Source organism: Nocardia sp. A7, assembly GCF_046549215.1.
GTDB lineage: Bacteria > Actinomycetota > Actinomycetes > Mycobacteriales > Mycobacteriaceae > Nocardia.
In genome coordinates this window covers 1,998,191-2,016,477 of the sequence record NZ_JAJPWE010000001.1, presented here as the reverse complement: position 1 = coordinate 2,016,477, position 18,287 = coordinate 1,998,191, and the positions used below count along the sequence as shown (strand labels likewise).

18 protein-coding genes are annotated in these 18,287 nt (G+C 66.5%); 8 read left to right on the top strand and 10 right to left on the bottom strand.

Features of this window, described 5'->3' with window-relative positions; genetic code table 11:
• Positions 1-111: 111 nt before the first annotated feature.
• Positions 112-528, bottom strand: a complete 417-nt coding sequence (locus ACLJPD_RS09185) for a DUF5318 domain-containing protein (protein ID WP_170112103.1) — start codon at positions 526-528, stop codon at positions 112-114.
• A gap of 173 nt (positions 529-701) precedes the next feature.
• Here ACLJPD_RS09185 and ACLJPD_RS09180 point away from each other — a divergent pair, with 173 nt between their 5' ends.
• Positions 702-1,259: a PadR family transcriptional regulator gene (locus tag ACLJPD_RS09180; RefSeq protein ID WP_266295864.1), complete on the top strand. Its 558-nt coding sequence runs from the start codon at positions 702-704 to the stop codon at positions 1,257-1,259.
• The gene (locus tag ACLJPD_RS09175; protein WP_410871433.1) at positions 1,252-2,361 is read left to right on the top strand and encodes an inositol-3-phosphate synthase; all 1,110 of its coding nucleotides are present in this window, start codon (positions 1,252-1,254) and stop codon (positions 2,359-2,361) included. The genes ACLJPD_RS09180 and ACLJPD_RS09175 overlap by 8 nt, the downstream gene beginning before the upstream one ends.
• 54 nt (positions 2,362-2,415) lie before the next feature.
• Here the strand turns inward: ACLJPD_RS09175 and ACLJPD_RS09170 are convergent, their stop codons facing one another.
• The 6 genes from ACLJPD_RS09170 to ACLJPD_RS09145 form a co-directional block, all read right to left on the bottom strand.
• Entirely contained in the window at positions 2,416-2,847 is a 432-nt protein-coding gene (locus ACLJPD_RS09170) for a GyrI-like domain-containing protein (protein WP_410871432.1), read from the bottom strand.
• A complete protein-coding gene (locus tag ACLJPD_RS09165; RefSeq protein WP_410871431.1) occupies positions 2,847-3,302 on the bottom strand; it encodes a GyrI-like domain-containing protein in 456 nt (151 codons plus the stop codon). The genes ACLJPD_RS09170 and ACLJPD_RS09165 overlap by 1 nt, the downstream gene beginning before the upstream one ends.
• Before the next feature lie 177 nt (positions 3,303-3,479).
• Positions 3,480-5,798 carry a transglycosylase domain-containing protein gene (locus tag ACLJPD_RS09160; RefSeq protein ID WP_410871430.1) on the bottom strand — a complete coding sequence of 773 codons (2,319 nt, stop codon included), beginning with the start codon at positions 5,796-5,798 and terminating at the stop codon, positions 3,480-3,482.
• Positions 5,799-5,894: 96 nt separating this feature from the next.
• Positions 5,895-6,782: a carbohydrate ABC transporter permease gene (locus tag ACLJPD_RS09155; RefSeq protein ID WP_410871429.1), complete on the bottom strand. Its 888-nt coding sequence runs from the start codon at positions 6,780-6,782 to the stop codon at positions 5,895-5,897.
• 11 nt (positions 6,783-6,793) lie between these two features.
• Positions 6,794-7,771, bottom strand: a complete 978-nt coding sequence (locus ACLJPD_RS09150; RefSeq protein ID WP_410871428.1) for a carbohydrate ABC transporter permease — start codon at positions 7,769-7,771, stop codon at positions 6,794-6,796.
• Between the two features lie 45 nt (positions 7,772-7,816).
• On the bottom strand, positions 7,817-9,094 hold the full coding sequence (locus ACLJPD_RS09145; protein WP_410871426.1) for an ABC transporter substrate-binding protein: 1,278 nt from the start codon (positions 9,092-9,094) through the stop codon (positions 7,817-7,819).
• A gap of 271 nt (positions 9,095-9,365) precedes the next feature.
• Between ACLJPD_RS09145 and ACLJPD_RS09140 the strand changes: the two genes are divergently transcribed.
• Complete coding sequence (locus tag ACLJPD_RS09140; RefSeq protein WP_410871425.1) at positions 9,366-10,166, top strand: DUF2786 domain-containing protein; 801 nt, start codon at positions 9,366-9,368, stop codon at positions 10,164-10,166.
• Positions 10,163-10,708 (top strand): TIGR04338 family metallohydrolase, encoded by a 546-nt coding sequence (locus ACLJPD_RS09135; protein WP_410871424.1) that lies wholly within the window; start codon positions 10,163-10,165, stop codon positions 10,706-10,708. The genes ACLJPD_RS09140 and ACLJPD_RS09135 overlap by 4 nt, the downstream gene beginning before the upstream one ends.
• Here ACLJPD_RS09135 and ACLJPD_RS09130 read toward each other — a convergent pair.
• Together ACLJPD_RS09130 and ACLJPD_RS09125 are read right to left on the bottom strand one after the other, a co-directional pair.
• Complete coding sequence (locus tag ACLJPD_RS09130) at positions 10,705-11,685, bottom strand: o-succinylbenzoate synthase (protein ID WP_410871423.1); 981 nt, start codon at positions 11,683-11,685, stop codon at positions 10,705-10,707. The two genes, ACLJPD_RS09135 and ACLJPD_RS09130, sit on opposite strands and share 4 nt — an antisense overlap.
• A gap of 57 nt (positions 11,686-11,742) precedes the next feature.
• Positions 11,743-12,912, bottom strand: a complete 1,170-nt coding sequence (locus tag ACLJPD_RS09125) for a thiolase family protein (protein WP_410871422.1) — start codon at positions 12,910-12,912, stop codon at positions 11,743-11,745.
• 96 nt (positions 12,913-13,008) lie between these two features.
• Here ACLJPD_RS09125 and ACLJPD_RS09120 point away from each other — a divergent pair, with 96 nt between their 5' ends.
• Entirely contained in the window at positions 13,009-13,524 is a 516-nt protein-coding gene (locus ACLJPD_RS09120; RefSeq protein ID WP_410871421.1) for a winged helix-turn-helix transcriptional regulator, read from the top strand.
• A gap of 80 nt (positions 13,525-13,604) precedes the next feature.
• Here the strand turns inward: ACLJPD_RS09120 and ACLJPD_RS09115 are convergent, their stop codons facing one another.
• The gene (locus tag ACLJPD_RS09115; RefSeq protein WP_410871419.1) at positions 13,605-14,684 is read right to left on the bottom strand and encodes an ABC transporter ATP-binding protein; all 1,080 of its coding nucleotides are present in this window, start codon (positions 14,682-14,684) and stop codon (positions 13,605-13,607) included.
• A 138-nt stretch (positions 14,685-14,822) separates the two neighbouring features.
• On the opposite strand from ACLJPD_RS09115, the gene ACLJPD_RS09110 reads away from it, so the two are divergent.
• The 3 genes from ACLJPD_RS09110 to ACLJPD_RS09100 all read left to right on the top strand — a co-directional run bounded on the left by ACLJPD_RS09110 (position 14,823) and on the right by ACLJPD_RS09100 (position 18,204).
• Positions 14,823-15,617, top strand: coding sequence for an LLM class F420-dependent oxidoreductase (locus tag ACLJPD_RS09110; RefSeq protein WP_410871418.1), 795 nt, complete (start codon positions 14,823-14,825; stop codon positions 15,615-15,617).
• A gap of 83 nt (positions 15,618-15,700) precedes the next feature.
• A complete protein-coding gene (locus ACLJPD_RS09105; RefSeq protein WP_410871416.1) occupies positions 15,701-17,482 on the top strand; it encodes an ABC transporter substrate-binding protein/permease in 1,782 nt (593 codons plus the stop codon).
• Entirely contained in the window at positions 17,479-18,204 is a 726-nt protein-coding gene (locus tag ACLJPD_RS09100) for an amino acid ABC transporter ATP-binding protein (protein ID WP_410871415.1), read from the top strand. The genes ACLJPD_RS09105 and ACLJPD_RS09100 overlap by 4 nt, the downstream gene beginning before the upstream one ends.
• Positions 18,205-18,287: the final 83 nt, after the last annotated feature.

Genomic DNA, 18,287 nt, shown 5'->3' with positions numbered 1-18,287 from the left:
CGGAGTACCGGCGCGGCGAAGGTGCACCCCGAACATTGGCGCATCACGCGGTGGCCACCATCACTTGGGCGGGCCGCGCGTCACCCAGCAGCCTCATCACCAGGCGGCCCATCACTCGGCAGCAGAGCGCCGAGCTCGCGAACTTGTTCGCCGCCGAGCCGGCGCGGGGGCCGTGCCGAGTACATACGACTGCACCAGATGGTTCCAGCTGCACGAGCGACATACCTCGACGACGTGCACCGAGAATTCTTCGTTCGACTCTGCCATGCGTATCAGCTCCTCGGGTGTGCGCGCCGACCCGGCCGCTTGGCCGAGCCCATCGCCGAACACCCAGGAAACCAACGTCAGCTGCTCTTTTCGACAGATCGGGCAGGTCGCCTCACTGCCCCGGCCGTGAAATTTCGCGGCCCGGAGCAGATACGGATTCGCGTCGCACACCTCCGCGACGCCGACCCGCCCCGCGTAGACATCGGCCAGCAGCGACCTGCGCCGGAGCGCATAGTCCACCACCTGCCGCTGAATTCGCACGATCACCAGAGTAGCGGGTTCGGATAGGCACGCCCATGGCTCGAGAGATGACGCAGTGATCTACGTCATCGGATTGTGTGTTGTTATATCGGCCCGATATAGTTGGAACTCGCATCCATCGGTTAGGTTCGTTCGACGGCTTCGGTCGTCATAGTCAGGGAGTGAGGTCGGCCGTGCTCGAATTGGCGATTCTCGGCCTGCTCCTCGACGCGCCCATGCACGGTTACGAGCTGCGCAAGCGGTTGACGGGCCTGCTCGGAGCGTTCCGGGCCTTCTCCTACGGTTCGCTCTACCCGACGCTGCGCCGAATGCAGGCCGACGGGTTGATCGCCGAGGAGCTTCCGGAGGGCGCGATCGCGCGCCGTGCGCGCCGCGTCTACCGGCTCACGCCGGTCGGGCGGGAACGGTTCTCCGAACTCCTCGCCGACACCGGTCCGCAGAACTACACCGATGACGGTTTCGGCGTTCACCTCGCCTTCTTCAGCCGCACTCCCGCCGAGGCGAGAATGCGGATCCTGGAGGGCAGGCGACGCCAGGTCGAGGAGCGACGAGAGGGTCTGCGGGAAGCGATCAAGAAGGCCAGCGGCTCGCTGGATCGCTACACCCGCCAGCTCCACCAGCTCGGATTGGAATCAAGCGAGCGCGAAGTGCGCTGGCTCAACGAGTTGATTGCGGCGGAGCAATCAACGAAGGCGGCACCACAGAAAGAGGGAAAGAGCGGCCATGAGTGATGTCAACAAGGTTGGATCCGGCGAAGTCCGCGTAGCGATCGTCGGTGTGGGCAACTGCGCATCGTCGCTCGTGCAGGGCGTGCAGTACTACCAGGATGCCGACGAGAATCAGGTCGTTCCCGGCCTGATGCACGTCAGGTTCGGTAGCTACCACGTCCGTGACGTGAAGTTCGTGGCCGCGTTCGATGTCGACGCGAAGAAGGTCGGCTTCGACCTGGCCGAGGCCATCTTCGCCAGCGAGAACAACACCATCAAGATCTCCGATGTGCCGCCGACCGACGTGACGGTCCTGCGTGGCCCCACTCTCGACGGCATCGGCAAGTACTACGCCGAGACCATCGAGCAGTCCGAGGCGCCCGCGGTCGACGTGGTCAAGGCGCTCAAGGACGCGAAGGTCGACGTGCTGGTCTCGTACCTGCCCGTCGGTTCCGAAGAGGCCGACAAGTTCTACGCGCAGTGCGCGATCGACGCGAACGTCGCCTTCGTCAACGCGCTGCCGGTCTTCATCGCCTCCGACCCGGTCTGGGCGCAGAAGTTCGTCGACGCCGGTGTCCCGATCGTCGGCGACGACATCAAGTCGCAGGTCGGCGCGACCATCACCCACCGCGTGATGGCCAAGCTGTTCGAAGACCGCGGCGTGGTGCTCGACCGCACCTACCAGCTCAATGTCGGCGGCAACATGGACTTCAAGAACATGCTCGAGCGTGAGCGTCTGGAGTCGAAGAAGGTCTCCAAGACCCAGGCCGTCACCTCGAACCTCACCGGTGCGCTCGCGGGCAAGGTCCACGACCGCAACGTCCACATCGGTCCCTCGGACTATGTGGAGTGGCTCGACGACCGCAAGTGGGCCTACGTCCGCCTCGAGGGTCGTGCGTTCGGTGACGCACCGCTGAACCTGGAGTACAAGCTCGAGGTGTGGGACTCGCCGAACTCGGCGGGCATCATCATCGACGCGGTTCGCGCGGCGAAGATCGCCAAGGACCGCGGCATCGGCGGACCGGTCATCCCGGCCTCGGCCTACCTGATGAAGTCCCCGCCCGTGCAGATCGCCGACGATGTGGCGCGCACTCAGCTCGAGGCGTTCATCATCGGTGCCGATTAATCACTGAACGAAAAAGCCGGTGTCGCACGAACTTTCGTGCGACACCGGCTTTTTTCAATCCAGGGAGACGTACACCTCGACCGAAGTCGGACCGGTGTAGCGCTCCAGCTCCGCCGTGTGCGAGCGGGTGATGGTGCCCGCGTTCTCGGCCTTGATCACCTGCGCCCACGCGGTGCGCAGCAGATCGTAGGGCTTGTCCGAGACCACGAACTTGGCGTAGCGGCCCGCGGGAATGCGGGTGAGTACGTCGCCTTCGTCGATGTCGTCCAGTCCGGCGACCTCGTAGCCGAGCACGGCCACCGCGTGATCGTTCTGGCCGATATAGGCCGCCGAGCGTGGCACGGCCTTCTCGCGCGAAAGGTACCGATCCCAGGTGAAATTCACCAGGTCGAGATCGCGCGCGGTCACCTCACGCCCGGCCAACGGCACGGTGAGACCCGCGATCAGCCCGTCGGCGAGAGTGACGATTTCGAAATCAACGGCCATCAGCTGTCCTTCTCCTCGGTCAGCGAAACGAAGATCTCGACCGTGCGCTCGTCGGGATACTGCTCGCAGTCGCCGGTATACGCGCGCACGAATTCACCCGCGGCCTCCGCGTCCCACACCTGGCGCCACAGCGCGACGATGGTGTCGCCGAGGTTGTCGCCGCTGGACACGAAGCGCGCGTAGCGCCCCGCCGGAATCCGGCCGAGCACATCGCCCACCTGCAGGTCGGCCAGAGTTTTGCACTCGTAGCCGACGATGTGGGTGAGGTAGGAATTGATCTCCGGCGCGAAATCGACATAGCCCGTCGCGACCGGCCCCGGTAACGTCCTCGCCCGCAGGTGCGCCCACGCCTCGACCACTTTGGCGCGGCGCGGCCCCTCGACGGCGAGCGCCGGGCTGCGAAGCACCGTGCCCGCGATCAACGTCTCGGGACGGTCAACGACATTGAAATCCACCTGCGTAGCCCCTATGTCTAGTGTCGTCGCATGTCGGTACCGACCGCACATCCTCTCGTATCGGTCCGACAGGTTCCGCGCCGGGATCATTCGACCCCTGGTCGGGCGGTTCGCGCTCTGGGCAACGATGTTGCCATGCCGCCGGGCCAGTCGGGTGCGGCTGCGCCAACTCGTGATCTACGGCGGCCCGGCGCCGCCGAGCCCGGGGAACAATTCGCCGGGCACCCCGGGAGTCGGCGCGGGCGGAATGATGATCAACGGTGGCGGCGCGGGGCGCGGCGAACTCGTCGGCGGGCCGAAGATGTCGAAGCCGCCGCCCGGCGGCGGCGCGGTCCCGGTACCCGGCGACGGCACCAGCTGGGGGCTCGACAGCGGCGGCACCTCGAACTGTTCGACCGGTGTCCCCGCCAGCGCGGAGTCCATCGTCTGCTTCCAGATGTCGGCGGGCAGTCCCGAACCCCAGATCGCCCCACCGCGCCCGTTACGTAGCGGCTGCGGGTTCTCGGTGCCCACCCACACCGCGGTCGACAGCGAGGGCGTGTACCCGACCATCCACGCGTCCTTGTTGTGCTTGGTCTCGCCGAACTGGGTGGTGCCCGTCTTGCTCGCCGACTGCCTGCCGTCGGCGAGGCCGTGGCCGTTGGAGTAGTTGGCGATCGGCAGCATCGTGGAGGTGGTGGTATCGGCGACGGCGGCGGTGATGCGCTGCTCGGGCTCGGCGAGTTGCCTGCCCACACGGCTTTCCGGCCCGCCACGGTCGAGCAGTACCCGGCCGTCGCCGGTGCTCACCTTCTGCACGAAGTACGGCTGGTGATAGACCCCCGAGGCGGCCAGCGTCGCGTACGCCGACGCCATATCGATCGGCCGCACCAGATACTGCCCGAGCACGATCCCGTTGAGCGGGTACCCGTCCGGTTCGGTGAGGCTCACGCCGTCGACGCCGGGAATGTGCTCGGGGATGCCCGCCAGGTGCGCGGCCTCGGCGACCGAGCGCGGACCGTCGGCCATCGTCATGGTGAGCCGGTAGAAGCTGGTGTTGAGCGAGCGCTTGAGCGCCTCGGCGAGCGAACAGCGCCCGCACGAGTCGCCCTCGACATTGGTGATCTCGGTACCGCGGTCGGTGATCGGCGAACTGTCCATCGCCCGGGTCACCGGAATGCCTTGCAGTTGGGCGGCGACGAGCGCGAAAACCTTGAACGCGGAACCTGTCTGGAGCGGTGCCTGCGCGAAATCGAACCCGGTGCCGTCCTCGCCGCCGTAATAGGCGCGCACCGCCCCGCTGCGCGGATCGATCGACACCACCGCCGAGCGCAGTTCCGGTGGCTGCCACGACAACCGCGCACGCACCGAATCGACCGCGCCCGCCTGCGCCGCGGGATCGATGGTGGTGGTGATCTGCAGTGCGCCCGTATTGATGTCGGCGTCGTCGAGGCCGGCGGCCCGAAGTTCGCGCAGCACCTGGGTGCGGATGTGGCCTTCCGGTCCGAGCGCGACCACTTCCGCCGGCACATCGTCGAGCGCGATGATCGGCGGAAACGGCGTCGCGTCACGGTCGCCGGGCGCGAGCACGTTCATCTCGACCATCCCGTTGAGCACGTACTGCCAGCGCGCCCGCAACTGGTCGAGATGGTTCTCCGGATCCAGCGCCGAGGGCGAGCGGATCACCGCCGCGAGCACCGCGCCCTCGGCGAGGGTCAGTTCGGGCACCGGCTTGTCGAAATAGGCCTTCGCCGCGGCCGCGATTCCGTAGGCGCCGCGTCCGTAGTAGATGGTGTTGAGGTAGGCGGACAGGATCTCGTCCTTGCTCCACTGCCGCGCCATCTTGGCCGCGATGATCAGCTCTCGCATCTTGCGGGTGACGGTGCGTTCGGAGCTGAGGAAGGCGTTCTTCACGTACTGCTGGGTGATCGTCGAGCCGCCGCCCGCGTTGTCCTGACCGGACAGATTGTCGCGGGCGGCGCGCACGAAGCCGCTGGTCGAGTAGCCGGCGTTGGTATAGAAGGTGCGGTCCTCGGCGGCCAGCACGGCGTCGCGCACCGGATACGGCACCTCGGTCAGCGGGATGGGAATCCGATTGCCCTGTGGCGGAATGAACTTCGTCAACACGGTGGTGCCGTCGGCGGCCAGCACGGTGGCGGGCTGTTCCACCGCGACCTCGGCCGGTTCGGGGATCTCCGAACTCCAGTACACCGCCGCGAACAGCAGCGCGGGCACACACACGAAGATCAGGAACAGCGCGAGCAGCAGCCGCCGGATGCGCTGGCCTCTGGTGCGCGGTGGGCGTTCGAAGTTCTCGGTGCCGAGGCGCGCCGCTTGTTCCCGCCGCGCCGCGCCCTTGTCAGCGGGCCCGTCGGTGGCGGCGAGTCGCGCGGCCTGAGCGCGTCGAGCGGCACCCTTGCGCGGCTGCTGCTCGCTCGCCAGCGGATCGCGGAACCCGGCTATCGAGGTGTACGGCACGTCCCCATCGGAACGCCCGCGCCCGCGCTGGGAGGCCACGCCATCTCCTTTCGGAGCAAGGGAGAAACTCGCCTGCACCGATGTCGATATCGGTGCAGGCGACTCTACCCGGCAGTAGCGCCAGAACCCGGCAGGTCAGCTCTTGACGCCGCCCGCGGTGAGACCGGAGATGATGCGACGCTGGAAGATCAGCACCATGATCACCAGCGGCACGGTGACGATCACGCCCGCCGCCATGATCGCCGCGTACGGCTGCACCAGCGGATCGTTGCCGGAGAAGCTCGCGATGGCGACCGTCACCGGCTTGGTGTCATCACCCGAAAGCAGCCGGGCCAGCAGGTACTCGTTGATCGCGGCGATGAACGCCAGGATCGCGGTGGTGAACACCGCGGGTGCCGCCAGCGGCAGCATGATCAGCCGGAACGCCTGGAACTTGCTCGCCCCGTCGATGCGCGCGGCCTCTTCGAGCTCCCACGGCAATTCGGCGAAGAACGAGGCCAGGATGTAGACCGTCATCGGCAGCACGAAGGAGATGTTCGGGATGATCATCGCCTGGTACTGGCCGATCCAGCCCAGATCGGTGAACAGCTGGAACAGCGGCGTCACCAGCACCACGGCCGGGAACATCGACGCCGACAGGATCAGCCCCGAGATCAGGTACTTGCCCGCGAACGTCATCCGGGCCAGCGCGTAGGCCGCCAGCACGCCGAGCAGCAGCGCGATGGCGGTGGTCGCCGAACCGATGATCACGCTGTTGAGCAGCGCCTTGCCGAAGTCGTTGCCGCGGCTGGTGTCGAAGGCGTTGCGGAAGTTCTCCAGCGTCACGTGGGTGGGCCACGGGGTGCTGTCGAAGGTGTGGGCCGGATCGCGGAACGCCACCACGGCCATCCAGTAGAACGGTCCGAGGCCCCACACCAGCACGATGGCCACACCGAGGTAGAGGCGCACCGTGCCGAACCGCTTGCGCCACGACACCGGCTGCACCGGCAGCGGATTCGACTCGGCGGCAGGTTCTTTCGTCATCGAGATGCTCATCAGTTCGCCTTCCGCTGTTCTTCCTGCGTGCGAACAGCGTTGGCGCCGAGCACCTTCACCAGGACGAACGCGATACCGAAGACGAGTGCGAACGTGATCACCGACAGCGCCGCGGCGCTGTTGGGACCTTGGCGCACCTGCTCGACCACCAGGATCGACAGCGTGTTGGTCGACGGGTTACCCAGCGTCATGATCGCGGGCAGGTCGTACATGCGCAGCGCGTCCATCGTGCGGAACAGCACCGCCACCAGCAGTGCCGGCTTGAGCAGCGGCAGCGTGATGTTCACGAACCGCTGCCAGGCCGACGCGCCGTCGACCTTGGCGGCCTCGTACACATCGGTCGGGATCACTTGCAGCCCGGCCAGAATCAGCAGCGCCATGAACGGTGTGGTCTTCCACACGTCGGCCGCGATCACCGCGAACCGCGAGGCCCACACATCCGAGGTCCACAGAATGTGCGTGCCGAGCACCCGGTTCACCACACCGTCGTACTGGAACATGAACTCCCACAACCGCGCTGTGACCGCGGTCGGAATCGCCCACGGAATCAGCACGGCGGCGCGAAGCATCGCCCGGCCGCGGAAGGTCTTGCCCATCACCATGGCCATGCCGAGACCGAGCAGGGCCTCCAGCGACACCGTGATCACGGTGAAGAACAGGGTGATCCCGACCGCAGACCAGAACTGCGATCCGAGCGTGCCGGTGGGGCACGAGACCGTGCCCATCAGCGACCCGCACTGCTGCATCAGCCAGTGCGTGTAGTTGCTGAAGCCGGCGCCGCCGCCCTCGACGAACATCCCGGTGGCCGGGTCGATGCCGGAGTCCTTCTGCAAGGACATCCAGATCGCCTCGACCACCGGATAGCCGATGACCACGGCCAGTGCGACGAGCACAGGTGCGACGAAAAGCCACGCCTTGCCAGATTGTCGCAGGTCCAGCGCTAGCCCGCGCTGTTTGGCTCCCGAAGGATCCGACACCGTTTCTACTCTCCTACGGTCTGGTCGGGTCCGCTGCGCGTACCGCTACGAACCGGCGGTCTCGATGCCCTTTTGCATGCCCGCGACTGCGTCGTCGACGGACTTGGCACCGGTCAGTGCAGCATAAGCGTTGTCCTGGATGGCCTTCGACACCGCGGGATAGAACGGGGTCACCGGACGCGGCACGGCGCCTGCGATGGATTCCTTCAGCGCGGGCAGGTACGGCATCTTCGCGATCAGAGCCGGGTCGTCGTAGAGCGAGGTGCGCACCGAGGGCAGCGAACCCGAGGCGATGATCTGCTGCGCCTCTTCGCTGATCAGGTAGCGGACGAAGTCGGCGGCAGTGGCCTTGTTCTTGGAGAACGCGCTGATCGCGGCGTTGTAGCCGCCGAGCGCGGAGGCGCCGACGCCGGTGTTGCCCGGCAGCGGGGCGACGCCGAACTTGTCCTTCACCACGGAGCCGTCGGCGGAGGCCTGGGCGTAGAGGTAGGGCCAGTTGCGCAGGAACAGCAGCTTGCCCGACTCGAACGCGCTCGCGCTCTCACCTTCCTTGAAGGTGATGGCTTCCTTGGGGATGTCACCGTTCTTGTAGGCGTCGACGAGGACCTTCAGGCCCGCCTTCGACTCCGGGCTGTTCACGGTGGGGGTCTTGCCGTCGGCGCCGACGAAGCTGCCACCGAAGGCGTTGATGACCTCGGCGGTGTTCACGGTCAGGCCCTCGTAGGGGGCGAGCTGACCGGCGTAGCAGCCGATGTTGTTCTCGCGGGCCACCTGGCACTGGCCGAGCATCTCGGTCCAGGTCTTCGGCGGGTTGGGCACCAGGTCCTTGCGGTAGTACAGCAGGCCGCCGTTGGTGTTCTTCGGGGCCGCGTACAGCTTGCCGTTGTAGGTGGCGCTGGCCACGGTGGGCGCGAGCAGCGGCGCGGTGTCGATCGCGAAATTGCCCTCGAGCGGCTGGACCCAGCCCTTCGCGGCGAACTCGGGGGTGTCCTTCACGTCGAGGGCGACGACGTCGTAGCCGTCCTGCTTGGCGCGGAAGTGCTCGGCGAGGTCGTCGTGCTGCTGGGTGCCGTCGGCCGACTGCTCCTTGAACGTCACCTGCTCGTTCGGGTGCGCGGCGTTCCACCGGTCGATGAGCTGCTTGACCACACCGGTTTCGGTGGTGTCCTTACCTTCGACGTAGGTGATCGGGCCGCGGCCCGTCAGGTTCTGGTCGAGCGCGTTGCCACCGTCGTCACTGGAGCAACCACTGGCGAACGTTGCGGTGAGCAACGCGATCGAGGCAGCAGCCATCGTCGCTCTGGGGACAAACTTCAAGGCCATCGCAGACACTCCAGGGTCAAGACGTGAGCAGCAGCACACCGTGCGGTGCAACAGGCAACATACAGTATTTGTGGCGGGCCGGGGCCCGCGTGTTCTCGGCCCTGTGGGCCTCGATCTTCCCTCCCTACGGGCACTCCTTCGTCGCACCCTTCGGTCAGTCCAGATCGAGGCGGCCGAGAACGGGCATAGACTTACACAGATTTGGTGTCAGGGGGGTGGCTTAGGGTCAATGGTTGTGACAAGTCCCTCGACAGCCTCTACACCCGATCGGATGCTCACCCGCATCGGTGGTTTGCTGCGCAAGGCCGAGTCCACCGACAACGCGCACGAGGCCGAAGCGTTCCTCGCCGCGGCCCAGCGGCTGGCGACGAAATCGTCGATCGATCTCGCGGTGGCGCGCTCGCATGTCGCCTCGCGTGAGCGCAGGTCGGCGCCGGTGCAGCGGATCATCCCGATCGGCGAACCCGGCCGAAAAGGGCTGCGTACCTATGTTCAGTTGTTCGTGGCGATCGCTACGGCCAACGACGTTCGCTGCGATGTCGCCCGCACGTCCGCTCAGGTCTACGCCTACGGCTTCGCCGCCGACATCGACACCTGCGAAGCCCTGTACGCGAGCCTGCTCATCCAGATGGTCCGAGCGTCCGATCACTACATCAAATCCGGCGCCTATCGCGAGGCCACGGTCGTGAAGGTCGTCACCGAGAAGCGCTTCGGACGTGCTGTTCGTCGCAAGGTGGAGGTCCCGGTGGCAGGGGTTACCGCGCGGCTGAACTTTCAGATGGCCTTCGCCGCTCGGATCGGTGCTCGATTGGCGGAGGTGAAAGCCGAAGTCGTCGCCGAGGAATCCGTCGTCGAATCGACCGGAACAGCCGTGGCTCTGCGCGACAAAGAAGTAGCCCTCACCGACTTCTATACGGCCACCTCCGAAGCTCGCGGAACCTGGCGTGGCCCCCAGACCTCCACCGGGCATTCCGCCGCGGCCCGCCGAGCGGGGGACCGAGCAGGCAGAACCGCGCGCTTGGGTGCCTCGCCTGAGCTTCCCGCGGCTCGCGGAAAGATCACCGGCAGATGAAGACCGCACGCCTTGTGTCCGAGGCTGAGTCGGGTCGACGGCGCGACGGTCAGCGGGCCAAGGTCTATGACGGGGAACAGTTGGTGCGCGGGGTGTTCGATCGTGCTGATGAGTTCGGGCATCGAACGGTCGACGTCTACGGTTCGCAGCTGACCTTGCCGGTGGAGCGGCGCTTCGCCTCCGTCGAGTCGGTGCAGTCCTATGTCGACAAGGTCTTGGTACTGAATTGGGTTCGTGCGCAATGGGAGCGGGCTGCGGTTTCGGTTCGGGTCCGCGCTCGTGGTGGATCCGCGGCGGCTCACTACGAGCCCGCGACTGCTGTTCTGGCCGTCCCGCTCCACACTGGCTCGACCGCTTGGGCGCTTCGTGAACTCGTTGTTCTGCACGAACTCGCCCATCATCTGTCGCCGGATCCGGGGGAAGCGGCTCATGGGCCTGAGTTCTGTACTCGGTACGTCGAATTGGCCGATGGGGTCATCGGGGCGGAGGCAGCGTTGTTGATTCGGGCGACGTTTGCTGGGTGCGGTGTTCGGTTCGGTTAGTCGTTGGAGTGAGCGTCCAACTCGAGCAGGGCGCTGACTCGCTCGTATCGGCGCAGCCACCAGTCGACTCGGTCGGGATCGGGGTGGCGGTACTTGTCGAGCAGGGCGGGGTCTGGCTGCGGTGGGGCTGTCGGTACCGGCAGCCAGCCGTTCACCGGCAGCAGCGATTCCGCCACGAGATCCCCGTCGAACAGCGCGAGAGTGCCCAGCCCACAGGCGAATTCGAGCTCGGGCAGCGCACCCGCCAATGCCAGCTGCGCGGCCAAGCCAACGCTGGTCTCGAGCGCTGACGAGACAACCGTCGGCAGCCCCGCTGCTTCGGCGACGGCCAGAGCCCGCCGTACCCCGCCCAGCGGGGTGCACTTGAGCACCGCCACATCAGCGGCACCCGCCACCGCCACCCGCATCGGATCCTCAGCCCGTCGAATCGACTCGTCCGCCGCGATCGGCACCGAAACCCGACGGCGCACCCGCGCCAACTCCTCGACGGTTCGGCACGGCTGTTCTACGTATTCCAAACCCCCAGCGGCGTGGTCGAGCTCCTCGATATGTCGAACGGCTGTCTCCACGTCCCACACCGCGTTCGCGTCGACCCGAACAGCGCCTGATTCGCCGATCGCGTCCCGCACCGCCGCTACCCGCGCCACATCCTCGGCCAACGAGTCGGGGTGATCGGCCACCTTCACTTTCGCTGTCGCACAACCGGATTCTCGAACAATTCGCCCGGCGTGCGCCGCATCAACGGCGGGCACAGTGCAATTCACCGGAATCCGATCGCGCACCGGCGCCGGCCACCCCGCCGTCACCTGTTCGACAGCGGTGGCCAGCCACCCGGCCGCTTCTCGATCGTCATATTCGGGAAACGCGCAGAACTCTCCCCACCCCAACTCTCCCCGAATCAACATCCCCTCGCGAACGGTGATCCCCCGAAACCGCGTCCGCAACGGAATCGCATAGACAAACAGGTCGGCGCTCACCTGACCGATCGTAGCTACGACCACCGGCGGCGCTCGCGGGGAGCGCCGCCGTCGGGTTCACAGGCGTTCGATGATGGTGGCGTTGGCGAGGCCGCCCGCTTCGCACATGGTCTGCAATCCGTAGCGCGCCCCGCGCTGCCGCATGGCGTGCACCAGCGTCGTCATCAACCGCGCACCGGACGCACCGAGCGGATGCCCGAGCGCGATGGCCCCGCCGTTGACGTTGACCCGGCTCATGTCCGCCCCGGTCTCCTTCGCCCATGCGAGCACGACCGGCGAAAACGCCTCGTTGATCTCGAACAGGTCGATGTCGGCGATCTCGAGACCCGCCCGGCGCAGCACCTTCTCGGTGGCGGGAATGACCGCGGTGAGCATCAGCAACGGGTCGTCGCCCGCGACGGAGAAGCTGTGCAGCCGGGCCAAGGGCCGCAGCCCCAGTTGCTCGGCACGCTCGCCGGACATGATCAGCACCGCCGAACTCCCGTCGCTGACCTGGCTGGCCGAGGCGGCGGTGATCTCCCAGCCGATCTGCGGGAACCGAGCCGCCATCGCGGGGTCGTAATAGGCAGGCTTCAGTGTCGCGAGCGTGTCGAGGGTGCTGCCGACCCTGATTCCCTCATCCGTGCGCAACCCGTTGATCGGCGCGAGTTCCTCCGCGAAGAGCCCGTCTTTGGTTGCCCGAGCGGCCTTTTCGTGACTTCCGAGTGCGAACTCGTCGAGCTGGGTGCGAGTCAATCCCCACTTGGCGGCGATGAGCTCAGCACTGATCCCCTGCGGGACGAGATCATCGGGATAGCGCTCGGCGAAGGCGACGCCCGATAGATCGGTGGCACCGACCAGATTGGCGCCCATGGGAACTCGCCCCATCGACTCCACACCTGCGGCGACCACGATGTCGTAGGCCCCGGCGATAACCCCTTGCGCCGCGAAGTGAATCGCCTGCTGACTACTACCGCACTGCCGATCCACCGTCGTGGCTGGCACGGATTCCGGATACCCGGCGGCCAAGGCGGCCCGCCGAGTCATATTCGCCGCCTGCTCGCCGACCTGGGTGACGACCCCGCCGATCACATCATCGATCAGCACCGGATCGATCCCGCTGCGCTCGACCACCGCCCGCAGGCTGTGCGCCAGCAGATCAACAGGATGAATGTCGTGAAGTGCGCCGTTCGGCTTACCCCGCCCGATCGGGGTGCGTACCGCTTCGACGATGACCGCGTCTCGCATGGAAGTCCTCTTTCGACAACGCTGACTCTAGCTGACAATAGTCAGCGTAACCCCTAACTATCATCAACTCAAGTCAGATTGGCTATGATGTCCCTCATGGCAGCAGTGATGGAAGGACCCCTGGCCGATCTCGGCAACTGGAAAACGGAAGGCTGCTCCATCGCCAGGGCCATGGACCTCATCGGCACCCGCTCGGCGGTGCTCATCCTGCGCGAGGCCTACTACGGCACCCGCCGCTTCGACGGCTTCGCCCGCCGAGTCGGCATCACCGACGCCGCCGCGGCAGCCCAACTCCGCAAACTGACTACCGCCGGACTCCTGGAAAAACGCCCCTACCAGGAAGAAGGAAAGCGCACCCGCCACGAGTACACCCTCACTCGGATGGGCCGAGACCTACTCCCCGCGGTAGTGGCCCTCTGGCAATGGGGCGACACCTACCTCCAGCCTGGCCCTCCGCCGCTACTCCGGGTAGACGCCGAAACCGGTGAACCGGTCCGCGCGGACATTCGAACCCCCGACGGCACCGAAATCCCCCTCGAACGCCTAGCTGTCCGAGTCAACGACGACTACCTCCGCGACCGCGCCGAGCGTCGAAAGAAATTGGACAGCTGATCACCAGGCTGTGGTGGTTTTTTTCCCTCTCGGCCGATGCCTCCCTGAGTGCCTGGTGATCGGCTGTCCAACAAGCTGACTCAGCGCAAGCGCCGCCCGTCGACGCTGAAGAAGTACACGTGCTCGGGGTCGGTGGTCAGGCGGAGGCGTTCGCCCTTGCGGGGCGGGTTGCGCCAATCCACGCGCGCCACAATGGTTTCCCCGGTCTGGCCGCCGGCGCCCGCGGTCAGGGTGCGGCCGTAGACGTAGGCGTCGGAGCCCAGTTCCTCCACGACGTCGACCTCCATTTCGAGCCCGCCGTCGCCCACCTCGAGATGTTCGGGGCGGATGCCGAGAACCACGGAACCCTCACCTGCCTCGGCCACCGCGCGGGGCACCCGCACCGGGTATCCGCCGATGGTGACGACACCGTCGTTGACGGGCAGCGTGAACAGGTTCATCGCGGGCGAACCCATGAACCCGGCGACGAACATGTTCGCCGGATCGCGGTAGAGGTCGCGCGGTGAGGCGCACTGCTGGAGCAGGCCGTCCTTGAGAACCGCGACCCGATCGCCCATCGTCATCGCCTCGACCTGGTCGTGCGTGACGTAGACCGTGGTGGTTCCGAGTCGTCGCTGCAACTGTGCGATCTGGGTGCGGGTCTGCACGCGCAGCTTGGCGTCGAGGTTCGACAGCGGTTCGTCCATCAGGAAGACCCGAGGCTGCCGCACGATCGCGCGCCCCATCGCCACCCGCTGACGCTGGCCGCCGGAGAGCGCCTTCGGCTTACGATCCAGGTACTGCTCGAGGTCGAGCAGCTTGGCCGCCTCGAGCACCCGCTCGTCGCGCTCGGCCTTGGACACCTTGGCCAGCTTCAGCGCGAAACCCATGTTCTCCGCGACCGACATGTGCGGATACAGCGCGTAGTTCTGGAAAACCATCGCGATATCGCGATCCTTGGGCTCGGCGTTGGTCACATCCTTCTCGCCGATCCGGATGCACCCCCCGTTGACCTCCTCGAGCCCGGCCAGCATCCGCAGCGAGGTCGATTTGCCACACCCCGACGGCCCGACGAGTACCAGGAATTCGCCATCGGCGATCTCGAGATCCAATGCGTCGACCGCGGGCTTGGTAGCCCCGGGATAGAGCCGGGTAGCGCGGTCGAAGGTAACGGTAGCCATGCGTAGATCAACATCCCATCCCGGCAGGAACGTGCCGGACGATCCGAGTAGTGGGTCGCCTGGGATCGTAGCGGCCCCCGAGTGCTGCGGGTAGCCTCGATCGCGGAGCAATCGGCGAGCCCTCGAGGAGCTAACGGTATGAGTCGTCCGGTGCGTATCGGAGTCCAGCTTCAGCCTCAGCACGCCCCTGATTACGGGCTTATCCGCGATGCGGTGTTGCGGGCCGAGGAAGCCGGTGTCGACATTGTCTTCAATTGGGATCACTTCTTTCCGCTGACCGGCGATCCCGACGGCGCGCATTTCGAATGCTGGACGATGCTCGGGGCGTGGGCGGAGCAGACCGAGCGGGTCGAACTGGGCGCGTTGGTGACCGGTGGCGGCTACCGCAATCCGGACCTGCTGGCCGATATGGCGCGCACGGTCGACAACATCAGTGGCGGCAGGCTGATTCTCGGCATCGGTGCGGGCTGGTTCGAGCGTGATTACGACGAGTACGGCTACGAGTTCGGCACGCCGGGTAGCAGGCTGAAGTTGTTGAAGGAGAGCATGTCTCGCCTCACGGCGCGGTTGGCGAAGCTGAATCCGCCGCCGGTGCGCGAGATCCCGATCCTGATCGGCGGTGGTGGTGAGCGCAAGACGCTGCGCCTGGTCGCCGAGTACGCCGACATCTGGCACTCGTTCGCCGATCTGTCGACGCTGGCGCACAAGAACAAGGTGCTGGCCGAGCACGCGGCGGAGGTCGGTACCGACGAGTCGCGGATCGAGCGCTCGGTGCAGTGGCAGGGCCGCGACGACGCGACGGCACTGCACGACGCGGGCGTCACCCTGTTCACGGTCGGTGTCTCCGGCCCCGACTACGACCTCACCGAGGTGCACCGAGCCATCGAATGGCGCGATGACGTGAATCCCGCACTGCTAGAGGGCCTCGCATAACCCCTGCATAGCATGGGCGCGCCACCCGCGAGCGCGTGGCGCGCAACCTTCGCTTCGCAAGGTTGCGGCTAGGGTCTATCGGCATGGCAGGTGTACGAACCAAGGCGCGGATCGCCGCCCTCTTGCTCCTCGTCGGCGTCGCGGCGACCGGTTGCGGTGGTGGCTCCGACAGCGGTACCGCGCGCGATCTCTGCTCCCCACCGGGGCCGTCCGCCGCTGCCGCGGCGCCGACCAACTTGGCCGCGGGCGAGACCGCGGGCCCCGACCGCTACACCACCGCCACGACGGCACCGGTCGGCTCGATCGACACCGCGAAACTCGGCCTGCTCAACCCGGGCACCCTGAGCGTCGGCACCCTCTCCGACGCCCCGCCGAGCATCTGCGTCAACGGCCAGGGTGCCTTCACCGGCTTCGACAACGAACTGCTCGCCGCGATCGGTGCGAAACTCGGCCTGCGCGTGGAGTTCTCGGGCACCGAGTTCGCCGGCCTGCTCGCCCAGGTGTCGGGTAAGCGCTTCGATGTCGGCTCGTCCAACATCACCACCACCGACGCCCGCCGCGAACTCGTCGGCTTCACCAACGGCTACGACTTCGGCTACTTCTCCCTGGTCGTCCCGCAGGGCAGCGCGGTGAAGGGCTTCGGTGACCTGAACCAGGGCTCGCGCATCGCGGTGGTGCAGGGCACCGTGCAGGACGAATTCGTGGTGAACCAGCTGAAGCTGGATCCGGTGAAGTTCCCCGACTACAACACCGCCTATGCGAACTTGAAGTCGGGCCAGGTCGACGCCTGGGTCGCGCCATCGGCCCAAGCCGAGGGCGCGATCAAGCCCGGTGACGGAATCGTGGTCTCGCAGAACACCTTCAGCCTCGACAACTTCGTCGGCTACGCGGTGGCCAAGAGCAATCAGCCCCTGATCGACGCGCTCAACTCCGGCCTCGACGCGGTGATCGCCGACGGCACCTACGCCCGTCTCTACGCCGACTGGGTGCCACGCGAACTCCCGCCCGGTTGGAAGCCCGGCTCCAAAGCCGCACCCACACCGCAACTTCCGGACTTCGCGGCGATGGCCGCGGAGAAGACACCGGAGACCGAACAGGTCGCGCAGAAGTCGACCATGCAGCAGTTGAAGGACACGTTCTTCGACTGGTCGTTGTACAGCAAGGCTTTTCCCGATCTGATCAAGACCGGCCTGCCGAACACCCTGATCCTGGCGTTGGTTTCGGGCGTGCTCGGCACCCTGATCGGCATGTTGCTCGCGGTGATGGGCATTTCCCGCACCCGCTGGCTGCGCTGGCCAGCCCGCGTCTACACCGATATCTTCCGCGGTCTGCCCGCCGTCGTGATCATCCTGCTCATCGGCCTCGGCATCGGCCCGGTCGTGCGCAACCTCACCGGCGGCAACCCGTACTGGCTCGGCGCGGTGGCGCTGGCTCTGCTCTCGTCGGCCTATATCGGCGAGATCTTCCGCTCCGGTATCCAGTCGGTGGAGCCCGGTCAACTCGAGGCCGCGCGCGCTATCGGTTTCGGGTATCGCCAGGCGATGACGCTGGTGGTGATCCCGCAGGGTGTGCGCCGGGTGCTGCCCGCGTTGATGAACCAGTTCATCGCGCTGATCAAGGACTCGTCGCTGATCTATTTCCTCGGCTTGCTCGCCTCCCAGCGTGAGCTGTTCGCGGTCGGCCGCGACCTCAACGCCCAGACCGGCAACCTGTCCCCGCTGGTCGCCGCCGGCCTGATGTATCTGGTGCTCACCGTCCCGCTCACCCACCTGGTCAACTACATCGACCAGCGCATGCGCACCGGCAAACCCACCCCCGCCGACCCGATCGAGCAGGCAGTCATCACAGAAGGGCGAGGTGCATGAGCGCATCGTTGACCGGCACCGGGCTCAACCTGACGCTCGGCAACAACCACATCCTGCGCGGCGTCGACATCCACGTCGAGGCGGGCCACGCCACCACCGTCATCGGTCCGTCCGGCTCGGGCAAATCGACGCTGCTGCGCGTGCTCAACCGCCTGCACGAACCCGACTCCGGCGACGTGCTCCTCGACGGCAAATCGGTGCTGAAGGACAACCCCGACAAGCTGCGCCAGCGCATCGGCATGGTCTTCCAGCAGTTCAACCTGTTCCCGCACAAGACCGTCGCCGACAACATCGTCCTCGGCCCGCGCAAACTGCGCGGCCTGTCCGCCGACGAAGCCCGCGCGCTGGCGATCGAACAGCTCGAGATCGTCGGCCTGGCCGACAAGGCCGACGCCAGGCCCGCCGCGCTGTCGGGCGGCCAGCAGCAACGCGTCGCCATCGCCCGCGCGCTGGCCATGAAACCGGAGCTGATGTTCTTCGACGAGGCCACCTCGGCGCTGGATCCTGAGCTGGTCAAGGGCGTGCTCGCGCTGATGGCCGACCTCGCCTCGGGCGGCATGTCGATGGTCGTGGTGACCCACGAGATGGGTTTCGCCCGCGAGGTCTCCGACAGTGTCGTGTTCATGGATCAGGGCCTCGTCGTGGAGACCGGCACCCCCGACGCCCTGTTCGACGACGCCAAGACCCCGCGCCTGCGCCGCTTCCTCGACCAGGTCCTCTGACCAGGTAAGGGGGCCTCGCAGCAACGCATGCGCAACTGCTAATGTCGGAAGTGCTTCAGCTCCATTCGATCAGTACCGGACCG